Consider the following 14,744-nt stretch of genomic DNA (forward strand, 5'->3'; position numbering starts at 1 on the left):
GCATTTCTGCCAGTGCCTTTGAAAAGAAAGCCAGTCCGTCCCTATCCTGAAGTCCTCTTTGCAATAAATCAATTATCGAATATTTTTTTTCATTGTCCACTTTATAGAGCTGCTGCAACTACTTTTAAAAATTGTATTAACTAAAGATTATTTTTAGTGTCTACTTTATTGGGCTAGTACATAGAGATAAACATGGAAGAGGATAAGTTGGGGGATGGGATCTTTGCGGATGCCAAAACGGTGAATGATTTCTATCTGGCATTGAGCGTGGTAGCGGGTGACAGGATGAAAGGACGTACTGATACACTTGTCTTTATAGATGAGATACAAGCCTACGATCATTTGCTAACCATGTTGAAGTTTCTAAAAGAAGATAATCGGTTTACCTATATAGCGAGTGGTTCGCTATTGGGCGTAACATTGAAGAATACGTCTTCCATTCCTATGGGAAGTATTGAGATTAAGCACATGTACCCAATGGATTTTGAGGAGTTTATCATAGCTAATGGTGTCGGTGAATTTGCCATCTCAACTATGAGGACTCAGTTCTTGGAACATCAATCACTACCGGATTCATTACATGCTAAAATGCTTGATTTATTCAAGAAATATCTGATTGTAGGAGGATTACCTGATGCTGTGAGGACTTTTGTTGAAGAAAAGAATGTAATGGCTATCCGAAAAATACAGGAAGATATTCTTGCTCTTTACGGTGTAGACGCATCTAAATATGAAAGAGACCATGCCAAACTGAAGATACAACGTGTATATAGCTTGATACCATCCAACTTGGAAAACAAAAAAAAGCGCATGGTGGTGAAAGATATTGAAGGGAAAAAAGGTAAGCGAATGGCGGACTATGAGGAAGAATTTGATTATCTTATCTCTGCCGGAGTCGTTTTAGAAGTGAAAGCCATCAGTGCACCCAGCTATCCGCTAGTGGAGAACTGTGGTAAAAACCTACTTAAACTCTATTTGAATGATGTGGGATTGCTTACAGGTTTATTTTTAAAAAACAATATACAGGCCATTATGCAAGATGTGCAAAGTATTAATTTAGGTTCGATTTATGAAACGGTGGTGGCGCAAGAATTGTCTGCGCATGGATTTAATCTGTATTACTATGATAATAAAAACAATGGGGAAGTGGATTTTTTGATAGATGATGCAGATAACCTCAGTGTAATGCCCCTAGAAGTAAAATCAGGCAAAGATTATACCATTCATAGTGCACTCACTAAGTTCTTGAAAGTAGAAACATATAATATACACCAAGCTTTTGTCCTGTCCAATGAGCAAAAAGTTTATCAGAAGAACGGAGTCACCTATATCCCCATTTACTACATCATGTTTTTTGAACATAGTGATGCGGTAATTGGCGAGTTTTAATGCTTATTTATTATTCAATATCTTCTAAATACAGTTCCCACAAGGGGGAACGAGCGTTCCCTGTAGTGTACTGAATAAGTTGACACTTCAAAAATCGAAAATAAAGATGAAATATTCGAAAAAGAAGTACAACTATTACAGTGATGATGAACGAATGTCTTATATTCGTGAGTATTTATCAAGTCCCGAGAGCAAATCTCAGTTTTGTAAGCGTAACGGCTTTTGTGCCAAGCTTCTTACTTATTGGCTTAACAAGTATCAAATGGAAGACAAAGCTATGGGTATATCACCTAAACCGGTAAATAGCGATGCTATTGATTCTAGTATTTCTGAGCTCCAGAAAGAACTATCGCTATTGCGTGCTGAGAACCGTAAACTTCATCGGTCTCTTGCTGATGAGAGTTTACGTCATGAGGCGTGCGAAGAACTCATCAATCTTGCTGAATCCACGTATCATATCAAGGTACGAAAAAACTCCGATGCCAAGTAATCGACACCTTGTCACAGAGGCACTCAACCCGACGCAAACATGGTTGTATAAAGTTCCTCTGTGATTACTTCGGCATAACCCGACAAGGTTATTACAAGCATGTGAACCGGCATTTGGAGGTTGATATCCTTACCACAAGCATCGTGTTGTACTGCAAGGAACTGTTGGAACTCATGCCCAAAGCTGGTATGCGCGAGTTATACGCCTGCTGCGTGAGTAAGTTTGGACCAAAGATGGTTATCGGTCGTGATCGTTGTTATGACATTTTTCGCTCCAATGGTTTGTGTCAACGTACAAGTCGCAAGCGTCCTAAAACAACGAATTCGAACCATAATTACTATATCTACCCCGATCTGTTGAATGTTACACCCAAATTTGTCGCTACGCGATTGGGCGCTATGGTAGTGGCGGATATAACCTACGTAAACACCGGTCAGGGCTGGGCTTACCTCTCGTTGCTTACCGATGCGGCAAGTCGTGCCATCGTGGGATATGCACTTTACAAAACTCTTGAGACGGAGGGACCCTTGAAAGCTTTGGAGATGGCAATATCATTCTATGAGAAGTATCACATAGACATGAGCACTCTTATTCATCATTCCGACCGGGGTGTCCAGTATTGCTCAAATAAATATGTAGAGAGGCTTAAAGAGCATCAAATCAACATCAGTATGACGCAGTGTGGTGATCCTTTGCATAATGCATTGGCTGAAAGAATGAACAACACCATTAAAAACGGTTGGCTATTCGACTCTGATGATGAGAGCTTCGAGCAAGTAAGCAAGCGCATTGAAGATGCTGTATATGTATATAATCATGTGCGGCCTCATCAAGGGATAAACATGAGGACACCTATGGAAGTGCTCAGAGAAACGGTAGAATTTACAGCATAATACCCGCTCGTCGGGACGGGTGGTCCCGCCCCTTGCCGCTAGGGCGATCCCCGACCGAAGAGTTTTTGTTTGTTGGCAACATTACATTTTCCTGAAAAAGGCTTGCGTAAATAAAGGAAGATGCATAAATTTGCAAGCACCAACAAAAGACAACTAAAATAGGAATAAGAAAAAACAAAAGTAAACCTGTTTAGATATTAAAGTATATTGAGTAAACTAATCCAGTTATAACAAACGAAGTTGTCAACTAAAACCAGTACACATCACCCATTAAAGGGAACGACAGTTCCCATTAGGAGAAACGCGAGTTTCCATTAGAGGGAACGACAGTTTCCAAGGCAGGAAACGATAGTTCCCTACCTACAAGAAACTTCAACATATCAACAATATACAAAAGGCATTATTACAATAAGAATAGGGTCTTGCCAGATAAGAGCAAGAGCCCGAATCAGGATATTATGCGGTGTAGGCAACTGATTTGCCTGCACCTGCCTACACCCTTACCTACACCTTCTGAAACGCCCATCAATAAAGCGTTTGAGGCGCATTGGTGTAGGATGTAGGCAAAAAGCGTCAAAAATCAAATTTGTAATAGACTTATTGCTGACTTTTTTGGGGGCTTTAGCACCAGGGAATTTGCAAACCTCTTTCCTCTTCAGACAAAACACCGGAAGGAAGAAGAAAATGCCGATGATAGACATTATCAGTCCGCCTATAGTGCCCGATGCCAACGGGAACCAAAAGGCCTCTTTATCCGTTCCGACCATAAACGGGATAAAACCCAGAATAGTAGAAACCACCGTAAGGAAAATAGGCAGTATCTTTGCATTCCACGCCTTTGTATAAGCACGAAGCATGGAAAGCCGGGGAAAGCGACGACGAATGCTATTATACTCATTCAGAATATAGATGCTGGCATTTACCGTAATACCACAAAGCAGCACAAACGAAGCAAAACCACCCTGATCAAAATTCAGGCGGAACCAATAGAATGTAAGGAACACTCCGATATAAGATACCGGAATAACAAAGATAATAGCCAAAGGCTGTTTCAGAGAATTGAATAGAATACTCGTTGTAAAGAAGATAATGGCAATCACAACCAGCAACAACAGGTATTGCTTGTTTTCTTTCTTACCCCATGACCACGATTGACTATCCGATTCAGCAGTATACCCCATCGGAAGCAATTTATTAAACTCTTCCAAGTCCCGCTTCTGTATTTTATTGCCTTGCTCGTACGAGCCGATATACTCATATTGCAGACAAAGACGATATTGCTGATTCTCTTTGGCTATCTGTTGCGGCATCTGCCCCTTCTCTACCGTAGCCAATTCGGAAAGTTTATAATGCTTTCCGCCATCCACACCGTAAGGAAAAAACTGCATGGCCCATACATCATAGTCATGAGACTGCCGGGAAGAAAGCCGGATACTTTCCGTACCGCTTTCCGTCACCACCGAACCCACCTGCATATTCTTGCCGAATATCGGCTGGATAGCGGAGAACAAGTGCTGGGCATTAATCCCTTCCTGGGCCATACGTTCCTTATTCAGATTGAAGTAAAACTCTTGATAATCGTCTTTCCACCAGGAAAATTCCGACTTGATAAACACTTCCTTGATGCGACGGTGCGAAAGTAATACCTCCTTCAGTTTTTCGGCCCATGCATAGAGTTCATCATAATTGTAGCCATACATCTTGATGCGATAAGAACCTGCGCTCTCACGAACATCATTACTAAAGCCCTGATCTTGCAAACCATATACATCCCAGCTACCACCACCTAACTCAGATACTTTACCAATCAGATTCGCCTTTAACGTATAAGGGAAACCACTATGCTGATACTCTTTCTTGAAATAAATCTGAAGATTAGCCCTGCGTGCATTATAGACAGAAGCATGAAACTGCTTAATCTCCTTGAAGCCGCTGAGATAAGTTTCCACACGTTTCACCAGCGTATTCATCTGTTCCAGCGTACTTCCATTCGGTAAGTTCGCATTCGCATAGAGCACCACTTCTTCGTTGCGACTAAAATAACTGCCTTCGTACACTTTCTGCACAAACAATCGGAGACTACCACCTAAAGCTTTATCCACCACAGGTTTCACTTTCTCTTTATAAGTAGAGGAACCCAACGTCTTGTTATACCGTTCTATCCATTTACCTTCACCCTCCAATTTCTCAGGAAGAAGGAAAACGGGCAGCCCGAAACCAAGCAGGAGCAAAATGCACACCGCTACCCTCCAGCGCAGAAGAAAGCGGATGAGCAACTGATAGAAATGCGTGAAGTAAACAGTCAGCCTGCGAATACGTATATGACTCCGCACCCAGCGTTTCACGCTCTGCATCCATCTGTAAAGACGAATCTTCTTCCACCAACCCAGTCGAGAGGCCTTCCCCGAAGACTTCTTCACAAGCTTTATTCTATCAATCATGGCCGGCACAAAAAAGAGAGCCACGAAAAGAGATACCGCCAGATTAATAATCACCACAGCTGCAAAGTCCTGCAGGTTCAGTCGGATTTTCTCATCCAGAAAGAAGATAATAACCAAAGCCCCCATTGTGGTCAAGGTAGCCGCCAGCACGGACATAAAAGCTTTCAGATTACGCCTGTGCAAGATGTGATCCGTCATCACAATGGTACTGTCTATCACAAGATTCAAGGACACAGTAATCCCTGCCAATGAATACAGTTGCATCTCCAAACCGAAAAGATAATAGAAAATAACCGCCACGGAAATGTTGACAGCCAGGCTGGTAACGATCAGCAACAGATATTTCAGATTCAGCGTAATAATCCAGACGAATACCAGCAGGATCAGTACTGTCAGCCCCGTGCGGAAATAAATTTTATTCAGTTCCTCGCGAATATACTCCGTAGCATCATAGCTGGTATGCACCTCGTAGCCGGGCGGCAAAGTCAGACGTATTGCTTCCATTTCCTGCATCACTTCATTGCTCAGTTGCAATTGGTTAGCAGTCTCTACGGCCGTGACAGACATATAAATGGAATTCAGACCATTGATACGGTAATAGCTTTGAGGAGCTTCTTCCATACGGACTACTGTCACCAACTCGTCCAAGCGGATAATCTTCCCGTCCGAAGCAGTCACCGTGATGTCCGAAGGAATAAATTGCCCGCTGACTCCATCCGGTATCAAAACCAAACGTATCCACTGCTTACCACCGGACGTATCCATATTGTGCGTTCCCAAAAACTCTTTATTATAATGTAACTGGATGGCCCGTTGGATATCAGAAATGCTGACTCCTAGCGTCCGCAATTGTTCACTGTCGTATTCCAACCGCCATTCCATCGGGGTAGCACCACTTAAATCTATTTTATAAATACCTTGCAACTTAGCCAGACGCGGCTTGATATGTTCTTCTGCATACTGCTGTATCAGTATAGGCGTGGACGGTGCATTCAGTGTGAACGATAAGAACGGACGGGCTGTATTCGCATCGGGCACCTTCATGTCGATATACGGATAACTGACACCGGAAGGCAATTGCGACCATGTCTGCCGGATAATAGTAGAAGCCTCAAAACGTACCGCATCCACATCAGCGTGTTTATCCAGATCTACCGTAATGGAGCCGTAACCATTGCCTGAAGTAGAGTACATTCCCTTTACCCCTTTGATGCGGGCCAGCATGGACTCCAGTTTGCTTGTCGCCTCCATCTCTACCACCCGCGACGAAGTGCCCGGCATGCTAAAGCGCACCGTAAAGCCCGGTAATGTGCGCGACGGGTTCAGCTTGACCGGAAGCATCGGAACCAAGGCCAAACCCACCAGTGCCAGACAGACAAAGGTGACGATGAGGGTAAAAGGGGAAAGGCGATTCATTCTTTTTTTTAATTATTAATTACTAATCACTAATTACTTATCGGGCATAGTCGAACTTGTCAGAAAGAGAGAAGCCGCTGGCAAAATCGTGCAGGGTTAGCTTGCGGATTTTGTAATAGTTCAGCCAGTAGTTTTTCAGGGCTGAGATATAGTTGCGCTGGGCTTCTTGCTGACGGTTCAATGACAAGGTAAGGCTACTGATATCCGCCTTACCGATGATGAAGCGTTGGCGGGTTTCATTGTATGCCAGGATGGAAAGGTCGAGGGCTTCCTCGGCACTTGTCACCAAGTCTTGCTGGACATTGAAATCACTTACGGTCATAATGACTTCTTCTTCAATGCTGATTTCGTTCTGACGGGAAGAGGTCTTTACTACATTCAGATTGTTACGGGCCATATTATATTTACCCTTACGCACTCCCCAGTCCACTAAAGGAATGGAGACGCTGACGGATACCATTTCCTGCTGCATAGGGCGGTTGTAGGCTTCTCCAAATTTCTCCGCCACCTGGTTGAAACCGACACTGGCGTTGATACTGGCGTTGAAGCGGGATTCTTTCTTAGTCTTGTCTACATTCCGTTCTGCTTCCAATATGTCCTGGCGTAATCCAAGGAAGTTCGGGTTGTTGGAACGGGCGGCATCCAAGGCAGCATCTACAGGGATGTTTAGTTCTCCGGGACGGCTGGGGAGAAGAAGCCGTATCTCTGTATTCTTTTCCAGATTGAGGAAAGAAGCCAGCGAGAACATGGCACGTTTCAATGAACTTTCAGCATTCTGCAAAGTGTTACGGGCATTCACCACGTCCAGCTTCAGCGTCAGAAGATCGGCGCGACTGATAGAGGCTATCTTCAGACGTTGCATACCAATACGATAAAGCGTATCGGAAGAAGCGACATTCTCTTTTGCCAAGTCATACTCAGCCTGCGCCATGGCAAGTGCAAAGAAATAAGTAGTGGCCTGTTCGGAGACCTGCTCGGCATTGTAGATATATTCCTTCTTAACTTTCTCGTATTTCAGCGGTTCAATCTTTCGTTCCCAGCGAAAAGGATTATAACCTACCAGACTTTGCGAATAACCTAAACGAACAGGGACACTGGTATACTGCGTGTAGGGATTGGAACCGAAACTACGCATATAGCCCAACTCGGTATCCAAATAGAAAGTACCACCCGTCAGGTCAAAGTTTTGCCTGACAGCCAAGTTACCATAGGCATAGAAAGACTGTTGGCTACGGTAAATATCCAAATCCTGTTCGGAGTCATAACGCTTCGTAATGTCACGGTTATACTGTGCAGGAGTCATATTCAGTGTCAGACTCGGCAAGCGATTTGCCTTATAGGTGCGATATTCCCAATAGCCTGAAAGATACATATTTTTGGTACGAAACGCCTCCAGCGAACTGTCGTTCGCCATCTTAATCGTCTGTTGCAAATCCAGCGTTACCTGCTGTTGCTGTGCGACGGACGGAAGCGCCTGTGAAAGTCCTAAAAGAATAATTAAACCAAGTTTCTTCATTATATCAAACTTTTAAATATGAGGTATGAGGTATGAGGTATGAAGTATGAAGTATTAAGTATTAAGTATTAAGTATAACCATACGGCATGATAGCGCAGCCTTATACTTAATACTTAATACTTCATATTTCATATTTCTTTCTTTCTTTATAAATAAACCAATATATCAAAGGGATGATGAACAGACTGACCAGCGTACCGATAAACATCGCCCCAATCATGGCAATGGAAAGCGGTTTCTGCAATTCCGAACCCATATCGAAAGAGAACAGCAACGGCACCATGGCAAAGATGGTGGTCAGCGAGGTCATAATGATAGGACGCAACCTGCGCCTTCCCGCCTCATGAATAGCTTCCAGAAGCGGCATCCCCGTCTTACGCAATTCATTAATCGCATCCAGTTTCAAGATGGAGTCATTGATAATGATACCACACGTAACGATCAGACCGATGGCAGACATCAGGTTTAGCGTATGCCCGCATATCCATAACAATACAAGGGCAAAAGCTACGTCTATCGGTATCTCCAGCAACACAACAAGCGGTTGCACAAAACTCTCGAACTGTGCCGCCAGAATGAAGTACATCAACAGAATGGAAATAAACAGAATAACCACCAGTTCATCCAGCATCTTCCGGTTAGAAAAGAAACTTCCTGAAAAAGCGGTATCCCAATCGCCGGTAGCATCCACCACTTCCTTCACTTGCTCCATAAGCGGTTCCGCCTCTTTTACTTCATAAAAACGGAACGGAACATATTCTCCGTTACGCCCTGCGGTAATCGCTTTCAGATCTTCCGCCGGTGCCACTGATACCAGCTCACGCAAAGGCAGATATTCAACACCATATTGATCCGCCCGTGTCGGAACGAGTGTTTCCTGTAAGATGCTGTTAACAGTTTGTTCCTCTCCCACAATGCTGATAGGCAGATATTGCTGGTAAGAATGAAGAGTGGCTATGCTGTTTTCTTTAAAAGCAGTTTTCAGTATGCGATACAACTCGTCATACGAAACATTATAAAGTAGCAGTTTTTCTTTATTGATACGGATATTCAGCTGATTTTCAAAGGCAATACCCGTGGGAGCATATCCTGTGCGGGTAGCAAATTCTGTTTCCAGACTACGTAATTCATCCGCCGTCGGCACCTTTTCTTTATTGCGGGAATAAAGTTCGGCCACCACATCGGCTTCTCCCGTCACAAACAGTTTCTCAAATACCGTCTCGGGCGGTGAAAAAGAAATCACGGCCAATGGATACTCCGCTTTGAGGGCACGGTAAACCTTTTCCTGCAAAGGAGCTATCTCAGAAGGATTCTTTGTCTTGAAATAAAGTTCTGCTTCCGAAGAAGAAAGAGCCTGCTCCCGATTCAGGAGATAGTCTTGTTGTCCGACGGCGGCAGTCTGTTCGATAGTCTCTGTCTTAAACAACTCAAATAAATTGTCTACCCTGCGACGATTCTCGTCCACATGGATATTCTCATTCCATTCCACACGGGCTATCAGCTCGTTCTGATCTATTTCCGGCATACGCTCTTTTCCTATGAAATAGAACATGAATACACACAATGGCACGGAAACTATGCAGAACAATACGCTTGCCGTTTTATGAGCAAATATAAAATCAATCCCGGCATCATAGAAACGATCGAGTGTATGATCCTTTATAGGATTATTGATCCGGATACGCGAGAACCATGATTTGCGCAGCCCCGTCCGGTAAACCAGCATATAGAGCACCGGCAGCAACATGATGCCCGTGAAGTAAGAAACCATCAATCCAACGGTTACCGAGAAAGCCTGATCGTAGAAAATGGCTCCGGCAATACCACTCATAAAGATCAGTGGTACAAACACCGCAATGGTAGTCAATGAAGAGCTGAGCATCGGAGTGACCACCTCACTGGTACCCGCAATACAGGCACGTTTCAGCGAGTATCCTCTTTCCCGATATTGAGAAATATTTTCAGTTACGATGATGGAACTGTCGATCATCATACCCAGTGCAAGGATCAATCCGGACAGGGATATGATGTTCAGTGACATCTTGAACAGATAGAAAAAGAGAAAACAGATCACAATGGAAACTACCATACTCAGTCCGATGATGAAAGGAGATTTGACATCCCCCAGAAAGAGTACGGCTACGATACAGATAAATAGAAAGCCCAACGAAAGGTTTTGTTGCAAATTGGAGATAGTATAATCCAAAAGCTCTGTCTGGTTTCGGCTAACGCTGAATTCAATGTCAGGATATACACTCTGAAAATAATTCATGGTGCCGCCAATGGCCTGCTTCATGTCATCCATATTCTCGTCCGCCTGCTTGATAATGGCCAATGTCACCGCCCGTTTACCATTGCTCATGGATACACCTTTTTCCCTGACGGGAACAATACCTATCCGGCAAAACTCTTCCAGACGGATGATACGTCCGTTTTTGTTAATAAGAATATTCTTCACATCTTCCTCCGTACGCAACAGAGTGGAGAACTTGATATTATATTCATAATATCCATCGCGTACGGTCATGCTGCCCGGTTCCACGTTGTTTTGGGCAAGAGCTGATTCTACATCCTGTATGGAAAGTCCCAGTACGGCAAGCTTATTTTCATCGGGAACAATCTGCAACTGACGCTCCACCAATCCTGTGATATCCACCATAGCTACCTCTGTCAGCTGCTCGATACGCCGTTTGATGACGCTTTCGGCAAATTCACACAGGTCGAGAAAAGCACGTTCGTCCGTTTGTCCGTAAGCACTGTCATTCTTCAGGGTGAGGCTGAGATAGAATACCGGAATATCGGTAGCACTTGCTTTTACCACTTTAGGACGGTCCGTATCCTTAGGCAGGTAGTTCATGGCGGCGTCAATCTTCTCATTCACCTCGATAAAAGCAAGATCCGTATTGGTGCCGAAGTCGAAATTCAGTCGGATAAGGCCTGCACCATCATGAGCTTCGCTATCCATATCTTTCAGACGAGCCACCTGGATAAGCTGTTGGCGCAACGGTTTCACCACAGTATTCTCCAACTCACGCGCAGAAGTATTCTGTGCCGAGATTTGTACTGTAATCTCCGGGATGGCAATATCCGGCAGCAAAGATACCGGCAACGTGAAATACGTCACCATACCGACAATAAAACATGCGGTAAACGCCATCAATACGGCAATGGGCCGCTGTATCAAGAACTTAACCACCCCTTTTATTTTTTATTTTCAATAACTTTCACCGGTGCCTCATGAGCCAGGTTCACATTACCTGTCACAATCACCACATCTCCTTCTTGTACTTCATCTTCCACAATGGTGTATTCATCGGAATTTTCCAGTACGGTCTGCACGTAGTTCCATTTCGCTTTATTATCTTTCAGTGTAAAAATCACCTGCTTACCGGAACGCAATACCACGGAACTCTTCGGAACAACCAGCTGTTCACCTAGCGAACGATGTACATTAACCCGTATGTTCATGCCATTAAAGAGCTTGCCCTGTCCGTTGACAACGGCTTTCACTTTCACCATGCCTTTATCGTCCACCAGCGGATTGATTTCGGAGATACGTCCTTCGTATTTGGCAGAAGGATCCGCATAAGGGGTAACAACCACTTTGTCGCCACCTTTGATAAGAGGGAGTTCACTCTCCAATACAGTAAAGTCAGCTTCCATGCCCTGTGAACCGATAATTGTACAGAAAGCGTCTGAACTGCTGGGAGCATTATAGGGTTTGGAAAAGAGATTAGCCACCACTCCGTCAAAAGGAGCAACCAGAGTGGCATGTTCTTCTTCGTATTTAGCCAGTTCATATTGAGAAAGGGTCTGATCATAGCCGCTTTTTACCCGTGCCAGTTGCATGATATCATCGGGCACATTGGCAGTATCATCCGCTGCATACCCCTGCCCTATCAATACATCCTGCAATTCCAACTTAGCTTTCTCCAAAGCATCCTTGGACTGTGCGGTCTTATTCTTTAAACGGAATTTATCCAGCTCTGCCAGCTTTTGTCCTTTGTGCACCCGGTCACCGTTCTTCACATAAATCTGCGCTACGATACCCGAACTTTCAAAACGCAAATCTGCCATTCCTCCGGCCACTATCTTGCCATTACTCACCAACTCGTGATTGAATATCTGCCGCTTCAAAGGCAACACGGTCACTTCATTCTTCTCATCCGGCAATACGGTAGCTACTCCTTCATCGGCGGCCTCTTCTTTTTTCGCACCGGAACATGCTGCCAACGCAAATAGTGCCAGACAGATCAAAAACCGGTAGTTCTGTGTCTTTATCATTTTATATTAGTTTTTCCGTTTACACTTAGTGTATGCAAAAATAGTCGTTTTCCCTTTACGAACCGCCATATATATATGGACAAAACAAGACAGGTTACAAACCATTAATTTTCTAATTATCAAATAAGTATATTCTTGCCCATTCCCAAACAGGTGGACAAGAACATACCTCCTTCCTTATTTAGGGACTGTAATAATCACTACCGGATTAGAATCATCCGTCAATTCTTTCAGTGCCGAAAGTTTTTCATTTTCTGCCGCTTCAGGATTTTCTTCCAACCAAGTCATCACTTCTCCGGCATCAATAATCATTCCATATTCTCCCTGTGCGCTGTATGCCTTGGGACGGAAAGCCATAAAGCCGGTCAAGTCATCTTTTATACCTTCCTTTTCTGCATACATCTGGGTAGTATTTGCCTTCCGGTCGTAGATTCCGTTAAACGTTTCCGGTTCATCTGTATACAGTCCCCGGATACACTGAAAGAAAACAGTATGATCCGTCTCAAAGATACATCCCACCAACAAGCGTTTTTCGTTATCTTTGGATTCGGTACGTGCCTCGGCGCCCCAATGCCATTTACCGGTGGAGAACGCAATATAAGGTGTCAATTCATTCCCTTCCACTGTATAAATGGTATCATTGAAATTCTCTTTATAACGTATCTTATTATCACTTTTCCACAGGAAAGGAATACCCGCTACACTTGCCGAGGCATCTCCACTTTTGAATGTAGTCAGAATAATACCTGCATTTCCCTGCCTTTTGACGCTGATACTGTTTATGTCATCTACTCCTCTATTAGGCAAAACCGGAAGTAGGCTGGGCACCGTATCTATCTGTTCTCCCGCTTCATTAAATAACAACAAAGCACGCCCGTTATCACCTACAATATTACCGTAACGGCCTATTATCACGGAGTCTGTGAAGCAGAAATCACTTGGTGATTCGGGCGGAGTAGGTATCGTTACACTGCCACGATAATTACCTCGCAGATCATATTTCTGTAATTTGCCGGGCCGGCGCATAAAATAAAGCAGACCGTTTACATCGTTATAAGTAGGCACCGCAGTTGAATAAGCTTCCGGATCATCGCCCAAATGTCCTACTTTGCTTAAAAACTTACCGCTCTCTTTATCAAAGACAAAACAAGTTTGACGTGAAAAAACAACAATCTCTTTATCCAGCAACAGAATATTCGGGCTTCCACCTACCAGACACGAATCGGTTGTTTCCAATGGAACATAGCGTACATCGCTTCCTAATTCCGAAAGTTTCAATTCGGCAGGCTTTTCCATAGCTCCCGCCACATCAATAGAACACAGTTCACCGTCAGCCGACGATTGCGGAGTACCGGTACAAGCCGACACCAGGCAAACCAGACCTACTGCATACAACCATTCTTTTTTCATAACTTCTTGTGTGTTTTTAGATTTAACATTCATAACATCTCCGCAAATAAACTAATATTTTTAGTTTTAGAACTATATTTTATCGTTAAAGAAGTAAAAAGGAGTATTTAAAACGCGACTTTATATATAATAGAAAGCTACCCATCATTCAATTCTTCGAAACATTCTATTCCAACTAATCCTATTCGTCACTTCATCTTTCGAAAACCAAATCATCTGTCCTACACCCAAAATAAAATCATCTGGTAATATCCCCCAACCACGTGAATCATACGAATGGTTAAAATTGTCACCACGCATAAAATAATACTTATGATTAAAACGGAAACTTTCCAGCAAAGAGTCCTCCAGATAGACTTGCCCCATTTTCAAGCTCATCTCTTTCCCCGTTTCATACTCTATACATTTATAATAATGTTCATAATTGCACGAATCAATATGTAGTACATCTCCAATCTTAGGTAAATACACCTCTCGCACACCTGTAGCTTCGCACCATCTGCAAGTGTCGCCTGGAACTCCTACACAACGTTTACAATAAAATGTATTCATACTGATTATCATCTTTTCTTTATCTTCAGCATAAGGAAAATTAAAAACAACTACATCATTCCTCTGTACTTCACGTTGTCCCTTCAATCTATGCACTAGCAGCCTTCCTGAATCCGAATTCATTATTCTACGCCCTGGTATTTGCATAGAAACAATAATATAATCTCCTCCTAATAAAGTTGGCGCCATAGAATACGTAGGAATGAAACAAGATACAATCCAGTAAAACCTAATAAATAGATAAACTTGAAATATAACAAATAAGCTTAAAGCCATATACATCAATTTCTTTCCTATTCGCTTCATTTTCCGTACTTCCATTGCAGACAACAATTACTCAATAAGGTTATTT

Annotated in this window: 8 protein-coding genes and 1 pseudogene; 3 read left to right on the plus strand and 6 right to left on the minus strand. The window is 43.3% G+C overall.

Annotation, left to right across the window (positions count from 1 at the left end):
- Window positions 1-192 precede the first annotated feature (192 nt).
- The 3 genes from K6V21_RS00575 to K6V21_RS00585 all read left to right on the plus strand — a co-directional run bounded on the left by K6V21_RS00575 (window position 193) and on the right by K6V21_RS00585 (window position 2,772).
- The gene (locus tag K6V21_RS00575; RefSeq protein WP_224320538.1) at window positions 193-1,389 is read left to right on the plus strand and encodes an ATP-binding protein; all 1,197 of its coding nucleotides are present in this window, start codon (window positions 193-195) and stop codon (window positions 1,387-1,389) included.
- Between the two features lie 106 nt (window positions 1,390-1,495).
- The gene (locus K6V21_RS00580; protein ID WP_224320460.1) at window positions 1,496-1,879 is read left to right on the plus strand and encodes a transposase; all 384 of its coding nucleotides are present in this window, start codon (window positions 1,496-1,498) and stop codon (window positions 1,877-1,879) included.
- 8 nt (window positions 1,880-1,887) lie between these two features.
- Window positions 1,888-2,772, plus strand: coding sequence for an IS3 family transposase (locus tag K6V21_RS00585; RefSeq protein WP_258771143.1), 885 nt, complete (start codon window positions 1,888-1,890; stop codon window positions 2,770-2,772).
- A gap of 647 nt (window positions 2,773-3,419) precedes the next feature.
- Here K6V21_RS00585 and K6V21_RS00590 read toward each other — a convergent pair.
- The 6 genes and pseudogenes from K6V21_RS00590 to lepB form a co-directional block, all read right to left on the minus strand.
- Window positions 3,420-6,629, minus strand: a pseudogene (locus K6V21_RS00590) (efflux RND transporter permease subunit); the annotation flags it as partial.
- Window positions 6,630-6,666: 37 nt separating this feature from the next.
- Complete coding sequence (locus K6V21_RS00595) at window positions 6,667-8,145, minus strand: TolC family protein (RefSeq protein ID WP_224320539.1); 1,479 nt, start codon at window positions 8,143-8,145, stop codon at window positions 6,667-6,669.
- A gap of 122 nt (window positions 8,146-8,267) precedes the next feature.
- Window positions 8,268-11,342: an efflux RND transporter permease subunit gene (locus K6V21_RS00600; RefSeq protein ID WP_224320540.1), complete on the minus strand. Its 3,075-nt coding sequence runs from the start codon at window positions 11,340-11,342 to the stop codon at window positions 8,268-8,270.
- A gap of 5 nt (window positions 11,343-11,347) precedes the next feature.
- On the minus strand, window positions 11,348-12,430 hold the full coding sequence (locus K6V21_RS00605) for an efflux RND transporter periplasmic adaptor subunit (protein WP_224320541.1): 1,083 nt from the start codon (window positions 12,428-12,430) through the stop codon (window positions 11,348-11,350).
- A 177-nt stretch (window positions 12,431-12,607) separates the two neighbouring features.
- Window positions 12,608-13,840 (minus strand): DUF4934 domain-containing protein, encoded by a 1,233-nt coding sequence (locus tag K6V21_RS00610; RefSeq protein WP_224320542.1) that lies wholly within the window; start codon window positions 13,838-13,840, stop codon window positions 12,608-12,610.
- 144 nt (window positions 13,841-13,984) lie between these two features.
- A complete protein-coding gene (lepB, locus tag K6V21_RS00615) occupies window positions 13,985-14,713 on the minus strand; it encodes a signal peptidase I (RefSeq protein ID WP_224320543.1) in 729 nt (242 codons plus the stop codon).
- Window positions 14,714-14,744: the final 31 nt, after the last annotated feature.

This window comes from Bacteroides cellulosilyticus (assembly GCF_020091405.1).
In the GTDB taxonomy this organism is placed as follows: domain Bacteria; phylum Bacteroidota; class Bacteroidia; order Bacteroidales; family Bacteroidaceae; genus Bacteroides.